The 22324-nt window shown below is 41.0% G+C and carries 23 protein-coding genes; 16 read left to right on the top strand and 7 right to left on the bottom strand.

All coding sequences use genetic code 11. The features are described 5' to 3' along the window. Positions 1–72: 72 nt before the first annotated feature. Positions 73–795, bottom strand: coding sequence for a YwaF family protein (locus FCL54_RS19065; protein ID WP_138128527.1), 723 nt, complete (start codon positions 793–795; stop codon positions 73–75). 219 nt (positions 796–1014) lie between these two features. On the opposite strand from FCL54_RS19065, the gene FCL54_RS19060 reads away from it, so the two are divergent. The 5 genes from FCL54_RS19060 (at position 1015) to FCL54_RS19040 (ending at position 7226) form a co-directional block, all read left to right on the top strand. Continuing rightward, a complete protein-coding gene (locus FCL54_RS19060) occupies positions 1015–1803 on the top strand; it encodes a class I SAM-dependent methyltransferase (RefSeq protein ID WP_138128526.1) in 789 nt (262 codons plus the stop codon). Positions 1804–1852: 49 nt separating this feature from the next. Next, positions 1853–2437 (top strand): HD domain-containing protein, encoded by a 585-nt coding sequence (locus FCL54_RS19055; RefSeq protein ID WP_138128525.1) that lies wholly within the window; start codon positions 1853–1855, stop codon positions 2435–2437. Between the two features lie 270 nt (positions 2438–2707). After that, positions 2708–3925, top strand: a complete 1218-nt coding sequence (locus FCL54_RS19050; protein ID WP_138128524.1) for an EAL domain-containing protein — start codon at positions 2708–2710, stop codon at positions 3923–3925. 844 nt (positions 3926–4769) lie between these two features. Further along, a complete protein-coding gene (gene proB / locus FCL54_RS19045; RefSeq protein ID WP_138128523.1) occupies positions 4770–5912 on the top strand; it encodes a glutamate 5-kinase in 1143 nt (380 codons plus the stop codon). A 63-nt stretch (positions 5913–5975) separates the two neighbouring features. Further along, positions 5976–7226, top strand: coding sequence for a glutamate-5-semialdehyde dehydrogenase (locus FCL54_RS19040; RefSeq protein ID WP_138128522.1), 1251 nt, complete (start codon positions 5976–5978; stop codon positions 7224–7226). A gap of 43 nt (positions 7227–7269) precedes the next feature. Here FCL54_RS19040 and FCL54_RS24135 read toward each other — a convergent pair whose 3' ends face one another. Beyond that, complete coding sequence (locus FCL54_RS24135; protein WP_171016928.1) at positions 7270–7419, bottom strand: hypothetical protein; 150 nt, start codon at positions 7417–7419, stop codon at positions 7270–7272. 159 nt (positions 7420–7578) lie between these two features. Between FCL54_RS24135 and FCL54_RS19035 the strand changes: the two genes are divergently transcribed. From FCL54_RS19035 to FCL54_RS19015, 5 genes are all read left to right on the top strand, one after another. Next, positions 7579–7992, top strand: coding sequence for an NUDIX domain-containing protein (locus FCL54_RS19035; protein WP_138128521.1), 414 nt, complete (start codon positions 7579–7581; stop codon positions 7990–7992). Positions 7993–8058: 66 nt separating this feature from the next. Continuing rightward, positions 8059–8460 (top strand): secondary thiamine-phosphate synthase enzyme YjbQ, encoded by a 402-nt coding sequence (locus tag FCL54_RS19030; protein WP_138128520.1) that lies wholly within the window; start codon positions 8059–8061, stop codon positions 8458–8460. Between the two features lie 129 nt (positions 8461–8589). Then, the gene (gene trhA, locus FCL54_RS19025; RefSeq protein ID WP_246055344.1) at positions 8590–9237 is read left to right on the top strand and encodes a PAQR family membrane homeostasis protein TrhA; all 648 of its coding nucleotides are present in this window, start codon (positions 8590–8592) and stop codon (positions 9235–9237) included. A gap of 153 nt (positions 9238–9390) precedes the next feature. Continuing rightward, a complete protein-coding gene (locus FCL54_RS19020) occupies positions 9391–9861 on the top strand; it encodes a low molecular weight protein-tyrosine-phosphatase (RefSeq protein ID WP_138128519.1) in 471 nt (156 codons plus the stop codon). Continuing rightward, the gene (locus FCL54_RS19015) at positions 9858–10733 is read left to right on the top strand and encodes a fructosamine kinase family protein (protein ID WP_138128518.1); all 876 of its coding nucleotides are present in this window, start codon (positions 9858–9860) and stop codon (positions 10731–10733) included. Before FCL54_RS19020 ends, FCL54_RS19015 begins: the two co-directional genes overlap by 4 nt. A 147-nt stretch (positions 10734–10880) precedes the next feature. Here the strand turns inward: FCL54_RS19015 and FCL54_RS19010 are convergent, their stop codons facing one another. Then, the gene (locus FCL54_RS19010; protein WP_138128517.1) at positions 10881–11126 is read right to left on the bottom strand and encodes a GlsB/YeaQ/YmgE family stress response membrane protein; all 246 of its coding nucleotides are present in this window, start codon (positions 11124–11126) and stop codon (positions 10881–10883) included. A 181-nt stretch (positions 11127–11307) separates the two neighbouring features. On the opposite strand from FCL54_RS19010, the gene FCL54_RS19005 reads away from it, so the two are divergent. From FCL54_RS19005 to FCL54_RS18995, 3 genes are all read left to right on the top strand, one after another. Beyond that, positions 11308–11685 carry a YtxH domain-containing protein gene (locus tag FCL54_RS19005; protein WP_138128516.1) on the top strand — a complete coding sequence of 126 codons (378 nt, stop codon included), beginning with the start codon at positions 11308–11310 and terminating at the stop codon, positions 11683–11685. 26 nt (positions 11686–11711) lie between these two features. Beyond that, a complete protein-coding gene (locus tag FCL54_RS19000) occupies positions 11712–12536 on the top strand; it encodes a YihY/virulence factor BrkB family protein (RefSeq protein WP_246055343.1) in 825 nt (274 codons plus the stop codon). A gap of 168 nt (positions 12537–12704) precedes the next feature. After that, positions 12705–14342 carry an acetolactate synthase large subunit gene (locus tag FCL54_RS18995; RefSeq protein ID WP_138128540.1) on the top strand — a complete coding sequence of 546 codons (1638 nt, stop codon included), beginning with the start codon at positions 12705–12707 and terminating at the stop codon, positions 14340–14342. Between the two features lie 369 nt (positions 14343–14711). On the opposite strand, the gene FCL54_RS18990 is transcribed toward FCL54_RS18995, so the two are convergent. Beyond that, complete coding sequence (locus FCL54_RS18990) at positions 14712–16646, bottom strand: heavy metal translocating P-type ATPase (protein WP_138128514.1); 1935 nt, start codon at positions 16644–16646, stop codon at positions 14712–14714. Positions 16647–16921: 275 nt separating this feature from the next. On the opposite strand from FCL54_RS18990, the gene FCL54_RS18985 reads away from it, so the two are divergent. After that, entirely contained in the window at positions 16922–17719 is a 798-nt protein-coding gene (locus FCL54_RS18985; protein ID WP_138128513.1) for a VLRF1 family aeRF1-type release factor, read from the top strand. Between the two features lie 82 nt (positions 17720–17801). Here FCL54_RS18985 and FCL54_RS24770 read toward each other — a convergent pair whose 3' ends face one another. Further along, positions 17802–18995: a class I SAM-dependent methyltransferase gene (locus tag FCL54_RS24770; protein ID WP_342773903.1), complete on the bottom strand. Its 1194-nt coding sequence runs from the start codon at positions 18993–18995 to the stop codon at positions 17802–17804. Positions 18996–19226: 231 nt separating this feature from the next. Between FCL54_RS24770 and FCL54_RS18975 the strand changes: the two genes are divergently transcribed. Beyond that, positions 19227–19706 carry a VanZ family protein gene (locus FCL54_RS18975; RefSeq protein WP_138128512.1) on the top strand — a complete coding sequence of 160 codons (480 nt, stop codon included), beginning with the start codon at positions 19227–19229 and terminating at the stop codon, positions 19704–19706. A gap of 220 nt (positions 19707–19926) precedes the next feature. On the opposite strand, the gene FCL54_RS18970 is transcribed toward FCL54_RS18975, so the two are convergent. Together FCL54_RS18970 and FCL54_RS18965 are read right to left on the bottom strand one after the other, a co-directional pair. Further along, positions 19927–20382, bottom strand: coding sequence for a TlpA family protein disulfide reductase (locus FCL54_RS18970; protein ID WP_138128511.1), 456 nt, complete (start codon positions 20380–20382; stop codon positions 19927–19929). A gap of 152 nt (positions 20383–20534) precedes the next feature. After that, a complete protein-coding gene (locus FCL54_RS18965; RefSeq protein ID WP_342773905.1) occupies positions 20535–21725 on the bottom strand; it encodes an MFS transporter in 1191 nt (396 codons plus the stop codon). Positions 21726–21872: 147 nt separating this feature from the next. Here FCL54_RS18965 and FCL54_RS18960 point away from each other — a divergent pair, with 147 nt between their 5' ends. Next, on the top strand, positions 21873–22253 hold the full coding sequence (locus FCL54_RS18960; RefSeq protein ID WP_138128509.1) for an OsmC family protein: 381 nt from the start codon (positions 21873–21875) through the stop codon (positions 22251–22253). The last annotated feature ends 71 nt before the right edge of the window (positions 22254–22324 follow it).

Raw genomic sequence — 22324 nt, 5'->3', positions numbered from 1 at the left:
TTCATGGTTTTCTCCAATCATTGCATTAGGTTAATAAAATAGTCTATATCTTATCATGTCCTGCTCCGGCCATTAATTTTTTACCCTTCTCCTGATCAGAAAAGGCAATAGCAAGATAAAGAAACTAACTAGTGCGATGCCTTCAAGAACGAGAATATACCAGGGCCATGGGCCGAGAAAGTCCAGGATCGATGGATTATGAGGTTTTCGCATAATGAACATATAGTTTCCATCGACGATCTTGTTTACGATAAAAATAAACGCCGTATAAGCATTTAAAGCAGCAAAACTCCTCCAAAGAGAGCGCAGGGTTGGTTTGAATCTTTCTGCCAAAATCATAAATAAACAGGCGATTGCAACACCGCCGTGTGAAATAAAAAAATGGATATATCGGAAGTGTGGAAAAGAATAAATATCAAGGTCTGGAGTAAGCATGGCCTGTATTGCACTGCCAAGACCGGCAAAATAGGTGAATTCAAAAGCGAGCTTATTTTTTGTCAGCAGCATAATAACAGCCAGAAAAAGCGAGATGCTGCTCAGGTGCAACGGCAGGGAATAAGAGACCGACCAGGCATCATAATACAAAAACCAGGATTGAAGGCTGGCTTCCGCGAGGACCAACAGCCCTGCAAGACTATATCGGAACAGTTTATTATAAAAAGGGGTTCTGAGCAGCCGCCGAAAAAAGTAGATGAGAAGCCCACAGAGCCCGATCGTTAATAAAGTTAAAATATGTTCCATCGAAAAGAGAATAAAAGGGTCATTTTCGTATTCCCATCTAAAATAACTCCACATCATTTTACCCCCATCCATAACGTTCCGGTATCTATTATTTTATGAAAAATATAGATTAATATCTATGCTTTCTTGTTTAAACAAACGTTTGATTAATCATTATGTTCCCCTGGTAAATGATTTTAAAATAGCGCTTACAAAAACTTGCTAACTTAAAAGGTTTTTAGAGATTTGTAAGGAATGTAGTTAAGTGTAACAGATTATGAAAGGGTGTAGGCGGTGCATAAAAGGCTTAAAGAACAATATAAAAACAGCTCGAATCTCTCCGGAAGAATTGAACTGCATGAAAGCTATAGCAAAAATAAGGAAGGGTGGCATCACTGGCTGTTTGACCGAATGGCTTTAGCTCCAGATGCAAGAATATTAGAACTGGGTTGCGGAAACGGCGTGTTATGGGAAAAGAACCATCTGTTCTCCTCTCCCCGCTGGAAGCTGACATTTTCAGATCTTTCCGCAGGGATGTTAGCTAATGCAAAAGAAAGAGTATCTGAGCTATATCCCGAAGCAAACTACGAAGTAATTGACGCCCAAGATATTCCTTTTCAAGCAAATACATTTGATAATGTGATCGCCAACCATATGCTTTACCATGTTGAGGATCCTGGCAAAAGTATTGCTGAGATTCGAAGAGTCCTGAAACCGGGCGGGATGTTATACGCATCTACAAATGGACGGAATCATTTAAAAGAAATAAATGAGCTCCTATACGAGTTTGATCCAATGATTGAACTGGAATCTGCTTCTTATATCGATGCATTTGGACTTGAGAACGGAAAGAAGCTTCTATCAAGCGAGTTTGGATTCATAGAGGAACACTATTATGAAGATGGTCTGGTTGTGACAGAGGCAGAGCCGCTCATCCGCTACATATTGACTACGATGAGCAATGCTGCAGAAAGACTGAACGGAGAAGCGCTGATGGAATTCAGGGACTTCTTGAATGGGAAGATCGATCATCAGGGAGCTATTCACATTTCAAAAGACAGCGGCCTGTTCAGGGCTATGTGATTAGTGTATATGAAAAATATCTGGAATATTGCGGGGATGAGGTTGTAAGATGGAGCGATTGAAACAGCAAATAAATTTTATTGTTGAAATTGACAAACTAAAATCTATTCTTAGAAGAAGCGTGTTGATGGACAAGTCCAGAAACGAGAACGATGCCGAGCATTCCTGGCATATCGCGATGATGGCACTTCTTTTAAAGGAATATGCAAATCAGGAAGTGGATGTATTAAAGGTTGTTAAAATGCTGCTTATTCATGATCTGGTTGAAATTGATGCGGGAGACACTTTTGCCTATGATTCTGAGGGGTATAAGGATAAGGAAGCGCGGGAACAACAAGCTGCGGACAGGCTTTTTAACATACTGCCGAAAGATCAGGCAGAAGAGATATTTGAGCTATGGAATGAATTTGAACGCAGAACTACTGCTGAGGCTTGTTATGCAGCTGCCCTTGACCGTCTTCAGCCGTTATTGCATAACTTTTATACAGAAGGTGTCTCATGGAAAGAGCATCAGGTGACAAGTGATCTTGTGCTTGAACGAAACAGCTATATTAAAGATGGATCAGAAACACTCTGGGAATATGCGCGCGATCTGATAGAAGAAGCAGTGGACAGAGGTTATATGAAAAAGTAATAGGTATATGAGCAGGTTTCCTATTTGGAACCTGGCGTTTTTTCCATTATTGCGAGCGGTTAGATTACTGCTGCAGAGATGTTGAAATCGCTGGTTTCTTCTGGGGAACTTTTTCTTTTTATCTGAATAAAAAATCACTTTACACTCTCGCTACCCGAATATACGGAACGAAGCATATAATAAATGGAGACAAAGATAATCATGAAACGCTGGAGTTCATGTTATAATACTACTATTTTATATGGAGTTTCACAGGGGAGGGACGAACGGATGGATGCGCTAGACATACTTACAAAAAAAGATCATATCCTGCCATTTTTCCAGCCGATTATCAGCGCAGATACTCAAACAGTAATAGGATACGAAGTCCTTGGCAGAATCGAAACTGAATCTGGTTACCAGAGCCTTGCGGGGTTCTTTCAAGATAGGTCGATACCGGAAGAATATATTAGTGAGGTAGACGAACATATAAGGACAAGGGCTTTGCAATATTTTGTCAAGAATAAAAGGCCCGAATTAATCTTTTTTAACTCTAATGCTAACGTCTTGCTTCATGACCATGGCGAGTCATTTATCAGTTCCTTGCAGTCCTTTACTAGTATTGGGTTGCCGTATCACCGGATTGTTCTAGAGGTGGCGGAAAGTGATTTTGAAGGAGATTTTTCCCGTTTAAGCCATCTGCTTGCCTATATTCAAAGCCTTGGCGTCCAGATAGCGATCGATGACATTGGTAACGGAGCCAGTAATCTAGACCGGATCGCCCATTTAAATCCAGATATTATTAAAGTTGAACTCACTGCTTTAAAAGACCAGAGCATGTCACCGGAATCAAGGGAGGTTTTATATTCCCTTTCGATGCTCGCACGGAAGATAGGGGCAACACTTTTGTTTGAAGGAATCGAGAGTGAAGCACAATTAAAGTATGCATGGGAAAACGGCGGACGGTATTATCAGGGTTTTTTCCTATCGGATCCTAATTCGGAACTGATCGATCCTCACCATTGCAAAGCCAAAATGAAACATGAGTTTCAAAAATTCGTTACCCATGAGCGCCAGAAACTAAAAGGATTATTTCAGTTGTCCGAACGCCTTAATGAGCGACTTGGTTCTATTTTGAAAAGACTAAAGCACTATAACGACAACGATGCTATATTAAGGGAAACTGTCCATGTGATGTCGGATGTTTGCTTTAGGGCCTACATCTGTGATGCTTACGGGGTGCAGCATTCTGCCAACGCTTTAAAAAATGAGAATGGGGAATGGATTTTACAAAAAGAATATAAAGGAAACAACTGGAGCTGGCGTCCCTACTTTTTAGAAAACATCGTGCGAATGAGCCATGAACAAAAGGGGATCTTATCGGATCTCTACAGCGATATTGAAATCAATGAACTGATTCGCACTTACTCTTATCCGATTAACCAGGACTACTACCTTTTTATCGATATTCCATATGGGTTTCTCTATGATCAGGAGGGATTGTTTTAGGCTCTTCACCAACAGCAGCCTTTTGGTTCTTCTTTAGCAAACTTCTGTGATCAATTGACTGGAGCAGAGGGTACGAGACTCCTATATCGAATGCATCAGTAGCCAGCATGTAGCGCAGGGCAACTTAATATTGCAAGGAGCTTGATTTGGAATTATAGGACATTGAATCCGTTATTTGTGAAAAATACGCCTTTTTAAAAGAAATAAGGACATACGTTCCGTTATATGCTCAAAATCGAATCAAAACAGCTGCTTTCTCGGTAAATAGCGGCACAGATGTCCTATAATTTTTGAATAATGACCGTTTTGCCACAAATAACGAATCTGATGACCTCAAATAATGATGAGCGTGACAAGTTAGCAAGCTCCCCCTGATGCTTTGCACCGAAGAGGTTCACCGTCCGCCCTGCGGATACCGAGATACCAGAAGCGAAAATCAAGCCACTTTCTTTTGATGAACCTTGTATTAAAAACTTCCCATTCAGCGGGGAGTTTTTTATTGCATAAAAATCACGTTATATACAGAAAACGTTATGAAAACCCTTACATAATCATGTTCTCGAACTAAACATCGATTCGTATTCATGCATAAATTTCATAAATATGGAAATTAATGCTTTTCTCAATTTCCTATATATGGGGTCCAACAATCATATAGCCTCCTGTAAGAGGATGGGAGAAGTTTAGAACCTGTATCGTCACTTTTCTTTCATTTTCTCCGTTTATGCAAACTATCTCGAGACCTTCTATTGTATAGGGGGGAAGGCTTAGTTATACTCGTGAAGTCGATTGAGTGAACGAAAAAAAGAATTTAAATAGCAGCAAGAATAATAGGAGTGAGTTAATGAATTCTAGCAATGAAAAGAAACGAATCGTCATTAAAATAGGAAGCAGTTCTCTTACAAGCAGGCTCGGGGAAATCAGCAGAAGGAAGCTCGAACGTCTTGTAGATGACCTTGTTAAGCTTAAAGATGAAGGGCATGAAATAGTGCTAGTTTCATCTGGAGCCGTTGCAGCTGGATACCGGAAGCTCGGATGCCTGGAAAGACCGACATCTCTTCCAGAAAAGCAGGCGGCCGCGTCTATCGGGCAGGGGCTCCTGATGGAAGCTTACTCTGAGAGGTTCCTTTCCCATGGTTACACTGCATCGCAAATTTTAATAACGCGAAGTGACTTTTCAGACCGCAACCGATATAACAATGCAAGAAATACGATCAACGTTTTATTAGAAAGAGGAATTGTCCCGATCGTCAATGAAAATGATACAGTTACGATTAAACGATTAAAATTTGGAGACAATGACACCCTTTCTGCTAAAGTAGCAGGCCTTGTAGAGGCAGACCAGTTAATCATCCTTTCAGATATTGACGGGTTGTATGATGCTGACCCTCGCAAAAATCCAGAGGCGCAGTTGATGGATAAAGTAAGTGAGATTACTCCGGAAATTGAGGATGCTGCAGGAGAGCCTGGAAGTGCTGTCGGAACAGGCGGCATGAGATCGAAAATCGATGCGGCTAAAATAGCGATGTCTTCAGGAATCCCTACATTTTTAGGTAGAGCCGATTCAGCAGATATTATCTATCAAGCGGTTCACAAAAGTGCAAAAGGCACTTATTTTGAAAGTGATGATGAATCGTTAAACCTTGATGATAAAAAACATTGGATCGCTTTCAATTCAGGACCTGAAGGAGATATTATCATTACCGATGAAGCGAAGTCTGAAATCGCTGATCAGGAAAAAAATCTGTTGCCGGATGGTATCTATTATGTGAATGGGCATTTCAAGAAAGGTGCCGTAGTCCGCATCATTGATTTAGATAAAAATGAAATTGGCCTTGGTGTAACGAATTATTCTTCCAGTGAATTAAAGAAGATCAAAGGCCATAAGGGTGAAGAAATCACAAAGATTATCAACGTGACTGCAAAAGAAGCGATCAATAAAAATGATCTTGTCTGCCATGATCACATTCCTATGCCAATAGGTTAATAGATAACTGTTTAATATCTTTCAAAAATTTATTAGGAGGCGTTTGATATTAGTAACGATACAATGATAAAAGTTGACGTAAAACAACAGGCACAGTTAGCGCAGAAGGCTTCCAAAGGCTTAGCATTACTTGCAACAGAACAGAAGAATGAAGCACTTTCCATTTTAGCGGATGCACTGGAACGCGAAACAGCATACATCCTTGTTGAAAATAAAAAAGACCTGGAGGCTGGTAAAGAAAAAGGCTTTACAGAAGCATTCATGGATCGCCTGCAGCTAACAGAGGCGAGAGTAAAAGACTTTGCTACAGGTTTAAGAGAGCTTATTCATCTGGACGATCCAGTAGGAGACAGTCTTGCATCATGGACACTCGATAACGGTATGAAGGTAGACCAGATCCGGGTACCGCTCGGTGTTATCGGTATGATCTATGAAGCACGACCTAATGTAACAGTAGATGCTACAGGATTGGCGCTTAAATCAGGCAACGCTATTGTCCTTAAAGGCGGATCAAACGCGCTTCATTCCAACCAGGCTATTGTAAAAGTAATGCATGAAGCGTTAAATGATACGGATATTCCTGTTGATGCTGTACAGCTTATCGCAACAACGGACCGTGAAGCAACAGGGCAATTGTTTACGATGAAAGAGCACATCGATGTATTGATCCCCCGGGGCGGAGGCTCTTTAATCAATACTGTTGTTAACAACGCGACAGTGCCGGTTCTTGAAACCGGAGTCGGAAACTGCCATATATACATTGATAAGGATGCAGACAAAGAAAAGGCCCTCAACATTTTAATCAATGCAAAAACAGATCGTCCGGCCGTATGTAATGCTGCAGAAACGGTCATCGTCCACAGTGAGTGGTTAAAAGAAAACAAAGAAGAACTGATCGCAGCATTCAATGAGCACAACATTCAAGTGCATGGAGACGATAAAGCGGTAGAAGCGATTCCAGGAGCAGTTCCAGCTACTGAAAAAGACTGGGCTGAGGAATTTCTTGGGCTTGCGATAGCAGTGAAAGTAGTCGATGATGTTCAGGGAGCGATTGACCATATCGAGGAATATGGCACAAAGCACTCTGAAGCGATCATTACTGAAAACAAAATGGCAGCAGCAGCGTTCATGAACCAGGTGGATGCGGCGGCAGTTTACCATAATGCTTCAACAAGGTTTACGGATGGTTCTGCGCTTGGTTTTGGGGCGGAAATCGGTATTTCGACCCAAAAGCTGCATGCTAGAGGACCGATGGGATTACCTGCTCTTACAACAACAAAGTATTGTATGACAGGCGATGGACAAATACGATAAGACAATAACCATGAAAAGGTGCCGTCGTAATGACGGCACCTTATTACATATACCATTTATACGCATCCAGTTGAAAAGCGCGATGTTTCGTTGTCGCCATGATTTGTTTCCACTCACTTTGTACAAAGGGTTTTTCTTCGAAAGGTACATACGCCGGCTCGTTATCCCAAAACCATTTTATAAAGCGTTTCATCTTTATATCTCTCCCTCGGTAGCGCTGGTTTTCTTTCACAACTTACTATACTTGTTAAATGTTAAGGATGATTAAAGGGTTAATAAAAGAAGAGTAAAGGATATGAGAAGGTGAAAATAGAATATTGGGATACCAACTATACGGATTCAGAGGTGGAAAATGCGAAAGTCTGCGAGAGTACTTATCGTGCAGGATGGAAAAGTAGCGCTTATCAAAAGAGAAAAGAATAACCAGATTTATTTTGTACTTCCGGGCGGAGGGGTAGAAGGTGAAGAAGGCTTTGAACAGGCTGCTTTAAGGGAGGCTTATGAAGAACTTGGCGTACGGGTTGAAATAATTCGCCTGGTGACTCTAGTTCGTTCCGAGGAGCGGATAGAATATCTATATGAAGCAAAAGTAATATCAGGGATGTTTGGAACCGGAAAAGCTCATGAATTCTCCGATCCCTTAAGAGGTAAATACTTCCCGATGTGGTTGGATATTAAGGAAGTTACAAATTATGATTTAAGACCATCCATTGTGAAGGGAATATTAACAAAAAAATTTATTAATGAGAAATATAGCTTAAAATAAAATGGTTCACCGATTAAAAGCAATGAGCGAAGGGAAAAAGTAAACAAAACGAAAAGGAGGACAAGAATGCTTCATAAACTCACAGTCGAAACGAACAAGAGGGACGAAATGATCGATATTACTGGACAGGTTCGGGAACTGCTTGAAAAGGAAAACATGGATAGTGGATATGTGATCGTATATTCTGCACATACGACGGCCGGAATCACGATAAACGAAAACGCTGACCCGGATGTTAAGCATGACATGTTGATGCGGCTTGATGAAGTATATCCATGGGATCATGAAAAATACCGGCATGCTGAAGGGAATTCTGCCTCGCATCTTAAAACAAGTACCGTTGGAACATCCCAAACGGTCTTAATTGAGCGGGGAAAAATGATTCTCGGAACCTGGCAGGGCATTTATTTTTGCGAATTTGACGGGCCACGTTCAAGAACATGCTATGTTAAATTTGTAAAAGATTAATGAAAGGACTGTATATCTTCGCTTTGTTGATGTACAGAAATAACGCATATCCGTTATACTTGGTATAGTATATCGTCATTCTCGAAAAATGTAAGCTCATAGTAAAAGAAAAGGGAAGGAGCTGCTTCTTTGCGATTTTTAAAGATGAAAGAACCGGTCAACACTTGGACCCACTTTATTACGTTTCTGGCCGCGATCGTCGGTTTAGTTTTTTTAATCTTGCTGACAAGAGACAGTATGACAAAGCTGATTGTGATGACTGTTTATGGTGTGAGTGTTATTTTATTATACGGAGCAAGTTCACTGTTGCACTGGGTCAGAACAACGCCCAGAAAGGAAGTTATCTTAAGGAAGCTTGATCACATCGCAATATACCTGTTGATTGCCGGATCTTACACCCCCGTGTTCTTTTATGGATTAGAAGGTGTATGGCGGTGGACGATGCTTTCGTCAATCTGGATTCTAGCAGCGATTGGAATGGCGCTTAAAATCTGGTTTATTAATGTGCCGCGATATGTTTCCACAGCTTTTTATGTTACGTTAGGCTGGATAGCAGTGGTACCTTTTGGGCAGCTGATTCACTATCTGCCGATCGGCGCTATCATTCTTATGATTGCTGGAGGAATCGCGTATACTGCAGGAGCGATCATTTACGCAACTAAGTGCTTTGATTTTATTCCGAACAAATTCGGTTTTCATGAGATTTTTCATTTGTTTGTTATGGCTGGGACAATTACCCATTTTATTATGATGCTTGTTTATATCATTCCTTTATAAGGGGAAGTACGCTGGCGATGGTTGCCAGCGTTTTTTTGTTTCTCTTAAGAGAGCCAGGGAGCGTATTTGTTATGTTATCGGTTTCGATAAAGTGCTTCTGGTTTTAATGGGAAAAAGGAAAGATTATAATAAGGAGAAAGGAGGAGGTAGATCATGGTTAACGTTTTATTTGTTTGTCTGGGCAACATTTGCCGTTCACCTATGGCGGAAGCGATCTTTAGAGACTTGATAAAGGAAAATGGCATGGAAGGAAAGATTGCGGTAGATTCTGCCGGCACAGGTGATTGGCATATCGGTGCTCCCCCTCATGAAGGAACACAAAACATCTTATCGAACAATAACATTGATTATGAAAATATTAAGGCACGCCAAATTGTTAAAGAAGACATTGATACTTTTGAATACATAATCGCCATGGATGCTAAAAATCTTGGTGAAATAAACCGCTTGGCTGGAAAAAAACCAAAAAGATTGATTGCAAGGCTGCTGGACTTTGTTCCGGAAAGTAAGGTTGAGGATGTTCCCGACCCTTACTTTACCGGGAATTTCGAAGAAGTTTATGAGATGGTTAGTGAAGCCTGCCTAAACCTGTTTAACATGATCAAAGAACGTGAGGAGCTATGAAAAAATCCATTCAAACTGCACTGGAGAAAATCGGAGATCCCTCTGAAATAAAAGAAATGAAAAGCGTATCAGGCGGGCAAATTAATGATTCCTATTATGTTAGAACGAATGAACATGAGTGGTTTATAAAAATGAATTCCCGCGCAGGAGAAGGTTTTTTTCAAAGCGAAGCCCTGGGACTTAACCTGTTAAAAGAAGTAGGACAAGCAAGAGTGCCAGAAGTGAAAGGGGTTTTTAAAGAAGAGAAAGACCATCCTGCAATGTTAATTTTAGAATGGATCGAGGAGGGGAGAGAGCCTGTAAACCAGGAGGAGCTCGGAAGAATGGTCGCCAGGATGCACTGTGCAACGTCGCGTTTTGCAGGACTGAAAGAAGATAATTTTGTAGGCGAGCTTCCGCAGATAAACCAGCAGAATGAAGACTGGGTCCAATTTTATGGTGAAAACAGGCTGATGCCACAGGCAAAGATCGCCAAAGAAAAAGGTTATTTTAACGGCGCAAGAGAAAAAAGTTTTAACAAAGTCATCGAATTTCTTGATCGATGGATCGGGCATGGTCCGTCATTTTCCTTGCTTCACGGCGACCTTTGGTCTGGTAACTTCCTTTCCGATGAGCAGGGAAAGCCAGTTTTGATCGATCCCGCGGTAAGCTACGGGGACAGAGAGGCAGACCTTGCGTTCACAGAATTATTCGGGGGATTTTCACCGGGATTTTATGAAGCGTATAAGGAGTTCAGCCCTCTTGAAGAAGGCTATACGGAAAGAAAACCGATATACCAATTGTATTACTTGTTGATACACCTTAACATATTTGGAGAAATGTATGGGCCGTCTGTGGATAGAATTTTAAATTTTTACGCAGGAAAGTTATAAGGATAACAAAACTTCCCTGAGTAGCAGATAGATCAATATCGGGATGCTGGTTGCTCTAATAATAACTTTATCAGCTTAAGGTTTTCTTTTTCGTAACAAAGAAAAAAGAGCGTACAAAACGTACGCCCCTTTTTGAAATCTATTCTTCTATCGTACTGCTCGCATAATGGCACTAACAATGAGGATCAACACAATCGCTCCAATCAAGGCTGGGACGATGGCAAAGCCTCCAAGTGTTGGACCCCATGAACCTAAGATAAGGTCACCTAACCATGCACCAATGAAACCTGCGATAATGTTACCAATAATACCACCTGGTACATCACGTCCTAAAACTAATCCGGCTAACCAGCCGATAATACCTCCTACGATAAGTGCCCAAATAAAGCCCATTTTGTATAACCTCCTTATGTTTTTGAATTTTGTTATTTGCTGTTGTGGTTTTCTTATTCCCAAATAGGATAAGCTATAAACAAATTAGACAAAAAATTTTTTGCTTCTCATTTTGGCGTTTTATTGCTCACGGACAAGGGAAATAAAAGATAAATTTTATCATTTTTTAGGAGGAAGAGAGATGGAACAATCATTAAAAGAGAAAAGTGATAGTAAGTTATTAAGAGGGATTTTGATTGGCGGAGCGGTTGGTGCAATCATTTCGCTATTCGATAAGGGAACGAGGAAGAACCTGAAATATCGTTCAGAACAGGCAAAGGAGCTTTATCATGATTTTCGTGAAGACCCTTCCAGATACACAGAGCAATGGAAAAAGACGTATCAGGAGGCCTCCTCGATCGTGAAAGAAGTCCAGGAGGACATGAAGGCGATTTCTTCAACCTTTAATGAAGTGAAAGAGAGCTCCAATTCGGCATTGAGATTGGTGAAAGAAACCCAAAAAGATGTGAAAGATATTGGCTCTAAAGTAAAAGAAGCAGGGGAAGAGCTGATGAAATAAAAGAAATTTCCCGGGGGGACATTCTTGTGGATGCTTCTTATTTAGACTTTGGAAAACGTTTGTTTAAACATTCCCAGAAAGACGGCATATTCGATTTAGCGGCACAATTAGCTTTTTACTTTTTGTTGTCGCTATTTCCGTTTTTAATCTTTTCCATCACATTACTTGCATACTTCGACTTTTCACAGGAGCAGATATTGGAGCTAGTCTATCAGTATGCTCCACCTGAAACGTTTTCTGTGATTCAAAAAAACCTTTTGATTGGTGATGGAGCTAAGAAAGGGCTTTTATCCTTTGGGATTTTATTTACAATGTGGTCTGCTTCGAACGCATTGAATGCGATCATCCGTGCTTTAAACAAAGCGTATAATGTGAAAGAAAGCCGACACTTTATTATTGCCAGGGGACTTGCTGTGATCCTTTCGTTTGCGATGATTTTTGTGATTGTCGTTGCATTGCTGCTTCCAGTGTTTGGGGAAATGTTATGGCGTTTTCTAATGCTTTACTTAAATCTCCCCGATTCTTTTTCTACTGTATTCAGTTTTATTAGATGGGCGTTAAGTTTTCTGATTATCTTTGCAGTATTTGTTGTAATTTATTTTTTCGCTCCTAATAAACGTATTGGGATAAGGGATGTCATTAAAGGGTCTATATTTTCTACCGTTATATGGCAGCTTTTATCCCTGGCGTTTTCATACTATGTTAGTAATTTTGGGAATTTCACTGCTACCTATGGAAGCCTGGGCGGGGTGATCGTGTTGATGCTCTGGTTTTATTTAACCGGGTTAATCATTGTTCTTGGCGGTGAAATAAACGCCCTGAGCTATTATTACAGAAACAGGAACAGCTAGTTTTTCGGCTGCCTTTAAAATGATCGGCAGACGTGATATTTGAACTACAAACTCGCTTATCGGCGGGTTTTTTATTTGTTTTTCCAGATGTTTTTTGTTTGGGGATACCGGGGAAAAGGTAATAAACATAATGGTGTAATTATAGAAGAAAAGGGAGAGGTGAAAAGAATGCGTGGAGCTGAACTAATGGTAAGATGCCTTGAAGAAGAGGGGATCAAATACATTTTTGGCGTTCCGGGAGAAGAAAATATTGCGTTTATGGATGCGCTGCTTGATTCTGACATTGAATTTATTACAACCAGACAAGAGACTGGTGCAGCTTACATGGCCGGAACAATGGGGAGGCTTACCGGGAAACCAGGCGTCAGCTTATCTACCCTCGGTCCTGGCGCTACGAACATGATGACGGGTGTGGCGAACTCTAACATGGACCTGTCACCCCTCATCGCTATTACAGGACAGGCAGATTTAGAGCGCCAGCACAAAGAGTCCCATCAATATTATGACTTGAAAGCAATGTACGCCCCGGTAACCAAGTGGAATGCTTCTGTCCTTGACCCGGACATTATTCCTGAGATTGTTAAAAAAGCTTACTATGTTGCCACAGCAGAAAAACCAGGAGCGACTCACATTGTCCTTCCTGAAGACATTGCGGATATGGATGTAAAGGCTAGTCCGCTTAAGCAAACAGAGCATACTTTATCTGAAGCTGGAAACACAGTTATTCAAAAAGCTGCAGAGCAAATAAAAAATGCAGAACGGCCACTCATTATTGCAGGGAACGGTGTTACACGCTGCGGAGCGGCAGATGAATTGAAGGAATTGGCTGAAAAACTCCAAGTACATGTCACCCATACTTTTATGGGAAAAGGAGCTATCCCATTTACAAATGAACTCAGCTTGCTAACATCAGGCCTTGGAGGAAAGGATTATATCAACTGCGGTTTTGAATACGCAGACCTGATTATTGCTGTTGGATTCGACATGGTTGAATACCCTCCAAAAAACTGGAACCCGGACGGGGAGACGCCTGTACTTCATATTGATACGAAGGAAGCCGACATTGATGAAAACTATCCTGTATCCCTAAATGTGGTAGGGAATATAGATACTAACTTGAAAAGGCTGACTGAAGCGGTTGAAGGCAGGGCAGAGAAAGATGAGCATTATGCAAAACTCAGACAGGACATTTTAGACGAGTTAGAGGATTATGAGAATGATGAAGGGTATCCGCTTAAGCCCCAGCGTATCGTTTCAGATCTAAGAGATGTTTTAGGCGAAGAAGACATTCTTCTCTCTGACGTAGGAGCTCACAAAATGTGGATTTCACGTATGTACCACTGCTATAAGCCTAATACTTGCTTAATCTCAAACGGATTGGCTTCAATGGGTATCGCACTGCCGGGAGCGATCGGTGCAAAGCTTGCTAAGCCTGATCGAAAAGTATTGGCAGTGGCAGGAGACGGATCCTATTTGATGAACGGAGAAGAGCTCGAAACTGCAGTTCGGTTAAACCTTCCGATTGTAGTGATGATCTGGAGGGATAACGGATACGGCTTGATTGGCTGGCATCAAGAAAAAGCTTACGACAGAAAATCAAATGTAGAATTCGGTAATCCTGACTTTGTAAAACTTGCAGAAGCTTATGGTGCCACAGGTTATAGGATTGAAGAGCAGGAGGACTTGAAGCCTACGCTCGAAAAGGCTTTCAAAAGTGATGGTCCTGTTGTAATCGAATGCCCGGTAGATTACAGAGAAAATATGAAGCTGACAGAACGCCTCGGCAAGGTAATATGTAAAAACTAGAGCATAAAAAGCTGCCCAATATGACTGGGCAGCTTTTTTGTGTTCATACTTTTAGCAATACAATAAGCCTGCAAGAAATTACATGATATAGACGGGGATACCGAGCAATGAATCAGCGGAAATAAAGAGGAAGTAAAAGAGATATCTCCTTAAAAAACTTAAACAAACGTTTGATTGAAACGGGGAAAACGTGACATCCACGCAAGTTCCAATCACTTAAACAAACGTTTGATTAAATTCAAATAAATAAAATGGTGCAAAAAAAGTCTGGGATAAAAGTATTTCAGCCAATGGAAAATCCGAACTATGATTCAACATTCTTTCATTCGAATACGAATCGGTTCGGATTTTCCTTTTACCAGCTACGATTTAGTTTTTTAGCATCCGTAATCCGTTCAATATAACAAGTATGGTACTTCCTTCATGGCCGATCACTCCAAGTGGAAGGGACAGTGCTTGCAAGAAGTTGGATAAGATCAACAGAAGAATTACTGCGATTGAGAAAAAGACGTTTTGCTTAATAATACTGTTAAGCTTCTTTGAAATTTTTATTGACTTTGTGATTTTGCTCAGGTCATTTTTCATTAACACGATATCTGCTGTCTCCAGTGCTACATCAGTACCGTTCCCCATTGCGATTCCTACATTAGCAGTCGCAAGAGCAGGTGCATCATTAATGCCGTCCCCGATCATCGCAACATCTTTATAGCGTGTTTTTAGAGAGTTTACCTCATCTACTTTTGTTTCAGGAAGACACTCGGCGATGTATTCTTCAATCCCTACTTCCCGAGCGATAGCATTGGCTGTTTTTTTGCTGTCCCCGGTAATCATAATGGAATGGATACCGCTTCTTTGAAGCCCTCTGACCATATCGATCGCTTCATTTCTCACTACATCCTTTAATGCGATTATTCCGGCGATTCCAGTCTTATCACCAGCCAGGACAATGGTTTTTCCATCCTCCTGGAAAGTGGAAAGGATTTCTTCAAAGTCATTCATTCCTGAATACCCTTTAAAGAATTCTTTCTTTCCAATACGCCACTTTTCACCATCTATTAGTGCTTCCACTCCCCAACCGGAAGTATCTTGCATCTCATCAGGTGTCGGAAGTAAGAGTTTTTTAGATTCGGCCTCAGAAACGATTGCCTTTGCAAGCGGATGTGTTGATTGCTTTTCTACAGCTGCCACAGCTGTAAGAAAGTCCTTTACTGAAAGTCCGTTTCTTGTGAAAACATCAGTAACGATCGGTGTTCCTTTGGTCAATGTTCCTGTTTTGTCAAAAGCGATCGCTTTTATGCTGGCAAGGTGTTCAAGATGCACACCGCCTTTAAACAGGATTCCGTTCCTTGCACCTGCAGAAATTGCAGCCAGGGTAGCCGGCATGATTGAAGCCACAAGCGCACATGGCGAGGCAACCACAAGGAAAACCATTGCCCGATAAAGGGTTTCTTCCCAGCTCCAGCCGATAAGGTAATGTGGAAGGAACATTAGTGCTGCCGCTGCGATAAGAACAGTTTTAACATAGACGCTTTCCATTTTTTCAATAAAGAGCTGGGAAGGAGCTTTCTCGCTCTTCGCCTCCTGAACAAGGTTGATAATCTTTTGGAAGACCGTATCTTCATTACGCTTCGTGATTGATATAGTAATATGTCCAGTTAAGTTTAATGTACCGGCAAATACATCCGCGGAGTCTTCCTTTTCAACTGGAAGCGATTCCCCGGTGATTGTCGCCTGGTCAACAGTTGTTTTTCCTTTTTGGATGATGCCGTCGGCCGGAATACGCTCCCCGGGCTTGACGACAATTTTATCTCCGATTGATAAAGAAGAGACAGCGACTGTTTTTTCCTGTCCGTTTATGAGCATGGTAGCTGTTTCCGGCTGTATCTCCATCAACGACTCCAGCTCGCGCTCACTTTTGTTTAACGTATAAGTCTCAAGAGCCCCAGACAATGAAAAGATAAAGATCAGTATGGCGCCTTCTGTCCAATAGCCGATGATACCTGCGCCGATCGCAGCGATTATCATTAAAATCTCAACATTGATAGACCGATCGAAAATCAGCTCTTCGATTCCTTCTTTTGCCTTTGCATAACCGCCGATCAAAAACGCCAGGATAAACAGCGGAGTTGCCGGAAAACTGGAATAAAGACTATCGAAAGTCCAGGCGATTGCTATTAAGGTCCCGCTTAAAAGTGCTGCGACCAATTCCAGGTGGGGCTTTATTATATCGAGCCAGCTAGTGTCATCGGCAGGTTCATGGGTTTCAATTTTCTGGGTGAATTTTCTTTCTTTGACCTGTTCCATTAACAATTACCGCCTTTCTAATTGAGAAAGATATTCAGAATCATTACCCTTAAAATGACGAATGCTGCCATCCGGAGTGCGGAATGACAGCAATCTATTTGCAAATTAGAATAATTATTATTTTTTACTACTTATATTTTACCATAAAAATGAAGAGTTTCAATATAAAATTCGAAAATAGGCAGGCCAATAGAAAGTTTAAAAATCTTCCTGAACAGGAAAATAATTTAATACAGCATGTATAACCTTACCTTTTAACAGGAGGAGGATAACGAATGAGTATAAATGACAAATTGAAAGAGCTGGAACAAGTAAAAGGTGACAACCAGAATAAAGTCTTTTCTATGTACCTTAATACTGACAGAAGGCAGTTTGACTCCCAGCACGGGGAATGGGAAATCCAATTGAAAAACGGCTTGAGGAACTTTGAAGACTATATTGAAAAATCCGGGGATGAGCAGGAGCTTAAAAATTTTAAAAAGATTCGAGAAAAAGTTGAAAACGAAGTGTCAAGGCTGGACGATAACCTTCGTCGTGGTTTAGTGATCTTTGCGAACTCGGACGATAGCCTATGGTATGTTCAGTTAACACAGGTACCGGTTGAAACGAATATGTACTGGGAAACAGAACCGAAGCTTGAACAATTCAAAGAGCTTGTAAACAAGTATCCCAACACAGGCCTTGTGCTGGTTCAGCATAATAATGTAAAGGTCATTGAAACAGAAATGGGATTTGTAAAAGATTCTATTAATTATGAATGGGATATCGGAATGGATAACTGGAGGATTTATGAAGGTTCCTTCACGGGGGATAGAACAGATAAAACAAATGCTTCTGCACAGGACTTATATGAAGACCGTGTAAAAGCAAACCGTGAGCGCTGGTATAAAGAAATGGCTGAAAAACTGCATGAAAAAGCCGAAAAACATCATTGGGATAAAATTGTGGTTGCAGGAAGAAAAGATGAAGCGGAAGAACTTGCTGGCAACATGGGCCAGTTAAATCCGGAAATCGTTAACAAAAATCTGGCTAGCAAAAAAGACGAAGAAGTCGTCAGGGAACTGGTTTCATAAAAAGAAGTGAAGCTGCACCCAGTTAAGGGATGCAGCTTTTTCTTTATGGCATCATTTTTTAGGCTTGGAAGGAGGCGCGATGTTAAGCCCCTTTTTCCGCAACCACGGTAAATGTTTTGGGGATTCCGATATCATGGACTTTAATGTTGGGTTCTTCAGATAGCTTTTTGATGACCAGGTTTTCCTCAGCTATCGCGGTGATAATCTCACCAAGTGTCCACTTTCGAAGCAGCACCTCGTGTTCATCCGTTGCTTCAGTTGAAAGGTGCTTGGAATAGGCTACGTTTGCAGCGCTTAAGGAAGGGTTAAAATAGTTTCCGTCCACTTTATGTTTCTTTCCCTTTGAAGTGATCAGTTTTGTAGAAATGGGATGGAAATCATGCAAAACCAACCTGCCGCCTGGACTCAGGAGCTTCTTGATCACATCGAAAAGCGGAGCAAGATCCATGAAGTAATGCAAAATGCCAAGTTCCATCAATACATAGTCGAATGATTCCCATAACGAGTCATCTGTAAGATTGAGAACATCTGAAACAATATACCTGATTGAAGTGTTGGCTTTCTCAGCCAGGTCGCGTGCATAGCTTGCGTTTTCCTCGGAAAAGTCAATGACTGTTGCCTGCGCTCCTAAAAGAGAAAGTGCCACCGCTTTACTTCCGTGTGATCCCATAAGGTTAACGACCCGTTTTCCCTTTATGTCTCCAAAAAGACCATTGAGTGGGCGCAGCCTTGCTGCAGGATTTTTCATTATTTTGGAAGCAGCATCAGCAGGTGAACCATATCGATTGATCAGGGCATCATAGTTGTTCTGGTTCCAGGCGCTTTCGTTCTGTGCACTGATCTCCAGCTGCTTCGTTCGCAAGAAATTCTTAATCGCGATTCGATCAGAATGTTCTGCTGGCAAATCAGCGTAATAAAAATAAAGAGAGAGGCACCAAATCGGGACTCCGTTTCGAACGACTTTGATACGGTAGGGATCAGTTTTAATCACGGTATTATATATGCAGCTCACTTCTACCGGAATTCCGTTTTTATTGAATTGGAATGAAGATCGTTCATCTGTTGCAATAGTTTTACTGGCACCGCAGGCTTCAAAAAGTGTAAAAGCTTTTTCAAAAAGGTCCCACTGTACGGATACGGTAATGGTGCGGGGAGTTATAGGTACACCCTGAACAAAAAGGGCGGTTTGTTCGATATATGAATAGGGAATAGCTGATTCATCAAGATCTGATACGATTGATTGAATAGGTTCCCATAGTGTTGCTGTGTAACTCAAATCGTCCACCTCTAATTTTGTGTATGGTAATGCTTACTATAGCATAAGCGAAAGATAAATCTCTAGTTAGGGGAAGGGATACCAGGTTTAATTCAATTTGGTCACTATTGAAAGACGATACCGGTTTATAGGGCGGTTGCAAAAAGTCTCCAAAGGGAAGAAATCTGTGGAGATTCTGGAGAGGCTCACGCTATAATATCACTATTGGGGAAAATAGAATGGAGTATAAAAATGAAAGTTGAAAAGAAGATCGAACAATTCAAGGCATGGACAAAAGGCTTTCTATCTCTTGGCTTTTTGCTATATGCTGTCATGCTGATCTATACAACATTATTTATATATAATTATTACCCTTATGGAAAGTCAGTTAATTTAGTCCTTTTTGATAGCATCCGCCTTATGTGGAGAAGCGGCAACTACTGGCTCATTTTTAAAAATGTTATCGGGAATGTGCTTCTTTTCATGCCGCTCGGACTCTTGCTGCCGATTATTTTAAAGAAAGTAAGATCGCTGTGGAAGATCATCATTCTTGGATTTGGCACAAGCCTGTTGATCGAAATATTGCAATATGAATATGCCCACCGAATTTTTGACATCGATGATATCCTTCTCAATGGATTTGGGGCGATCGTGGGGTATATTTTGTTTGGAATATCGTACGGGATTATAAGGGTGATAAAAAATATAATAGTAAAAAGGAAGCGGAAGTAGAACCCCTATTCGAAATGGAGAACTTATGTGAGATAGAAAAGATGGCATGCAAACGGGATACTTGTTTGTCATGCCATCTTTTTTTGGTTTAGGAAAGTACCGATAAGTGTTTTTTGGAGACTCCGAATTGCAGCCCTAAAATCGGCAAAAAGAGAAACGGCGTGTATGCATCACACGCCGTTAAAACTATTTGTCCGAGCTTGTCCCGGTCTTCTAACGATTAAGATTGTTTTGCTTTATCAAGCAGTTTGGTAATACGTTTCGTAAGCATCTTTCTACCTTCTCCGCCAGCCTGGAAGTGACGAAGCTTGCCTTCAGAATCAAACACATAGTAAGCAGGCACATATTGGTTTTCAAAAGCGTCGGTAATCTTGTGCTCGTTATCAACCGCGATTGGCTGGCTGATATCATGTTCTGCAGCAACTTCTTTAACTTGTTCCAGATCAAGATCTTTTTCCGAACGAGGCATATGAACAGCAACTACATTCATGTTATCTTTATATTCATCGCGGAACTCATTGACCATCGGCATGGCTTCTTTACACAGGCCGCAGCTTACAGACCAAAAGTGGATTAGAGTCAAAGGTTTGTTACCGATTAAGTCACTTTTTTCAACTTGTCCGTTCAGCCATTCTGTCGCACCGTTAAGTTCTGGCATTTCGTCACGTAATTTCATCTAATATCGGCTCCTTTGTAACTTTATTTATAATTATTATCAACTAATTACTATTATAATGGTAGATAACATAATGTCAATGAAACGGTTCTGGGCAATGTGTATATTCTCTTTTGTAGTTATGTTGCCAAACAAACAATTAAATAAACCTCTTAATTCGCCTCTTGATTCTGATAAACAGGAGAATGGCTTTTTTCTTTATAAAGCAGGGTCGAGAGAAACAAGATGAGAAGCATACTGCTTATTCCGTAAAAAAGGCTGCCCTGTCCAAACCATTCAATAAAATAGCCGCCAAGGTAAGGGCCGATAATGCTTCCTATACCAAAAAATATCCCGGACAGAATGTTTCCTGTCGGCAGCAGATAAGCTGGCAAAAGATCGGCTAGATAAGTGATGCTGAGTGAAAACAAAGAGCCTACAGCCATACCGGCCACAAAAAACAATCCAAACAATAGAGGAACAGATGCTTCGGCAAAAATGGCTGCAGTAAAACAAACAAAACCGATAGCCAGGATGAAGACAAGAATGTTCTTTCTCCCTAATCGATCACTTAGCATTCCGAGCGGCATTTGGAACACAAGGCTTCCGATCACAAAGGAAGGAAGCAAGATCGAAACGGCACTAATGTCCATGCCTGTTCGCAGGGCATAAACGGGAAAGTTTCCATGCAGGGAAGCTTCCAGGAATCCATAGCCCAATGACGGCAACAGCGCGACCCAAGCAATTTTAATGACCTGAAAGTATCGAAAAACCCCTCTGACACTGCTGGAAGAATCGATGTTTTCTGGCCAGTTGTTTTTGATCTTTAGCAAAAGGGTCCATGTGATCAGTGATGCGGCAAAAGCTATCATAAACGGAATCATAACGGAATATTCGATAAGCCTGGTCGACATTGGACCAGCAGCAAACCCCAGTCCAAAAGCAAACCCATAGATGGCGATATTACGGCCCCTTTTTTCTATAGGTGTTGTCGTGGTAATCCATAACTGAGTCGCAAAATGGAGAAGGTTATCCCCTATTCCGACGATCATGCGGAGGATGAACCAGAACCAAAAAGCCTGCCAGATCGGAATGAAGAGCATAGAGAACATCACTAAAAGAAGGCCAACAGAAATGGCCGGCTTATATCCAAACTTTCTTACCGGAGCTTCAATAAAAGGAGAAGCAAGTAATATTCCTATATAAAGAGCGGATGCGTTTAAACCGTTAAGTGAAGAAGAAACGCCTGCCTGCTCAAGTAAAATCGATAACAGAGGAAGAAGCATCCCCTGTGAGAAGCCTGATATAAAAACGATGCTTACCAAAACAAAGAAGCGGTATCTCATTTCGTTCATTGTAGTCACTCCTGAAAATAAAGCACATAATAAGAATTCCTTTGCTATTATACTTGATGGGCTGAAAATCAACCACCTTCAAGGATGGATGGAATGTTCGCTTTTTAGATTAGAGTGTTTTAAAATGATTCTGGAGACTGAAAAAGGAGTGATAGCATGGAATACAAGATGAAAGATCATGGGTTTAGTATAGATTTAGAGTATGGAACACTGGATATTTGCGGGGATGAAACATACGGCTTCAGGCCATACCAGCTTTTGGTGTCTTCTGTCGCAGTTTGCAGCGGTGGTGTTTTAAGACAGATTTTAGATAAGAAAAGAATGGTTTACGAAGACATCTCAATCAAAGCAGATATAAAAAGAAATGAAGAAGAGGCGAACCGTGTAGAAGAAATCCATTTGCACTTTACGATTAAAGGTAACCTTGATGAAAAGAAGGTTCAAAAAGCGATGGAGTTAACGACGAAGCACTGTTCAATGGTTCAGTCAGTAAAAGACAGCATAAAAGTGGAGGAAACGTTTGAGATTATTGCTTAATCAAACTTTTTGCTCTTCATGGCGGCCAGGCTTCTCTTTGTGGTCCTTTTTTAAAGTCAAAGCTTTACTAG

Source organism: Exobacillus caeni (genome assembly GCF_005747095.1).
Classification (GTDB): domain Bacteria; phylum Bacillota; class Bacilli; order Bacillales; family Guptibacillaceae; genus Exobacillus; species Exobacillus caeni.
This window is presented reverse-complemented; position numbering and strand designations above follow the sequence as displayed.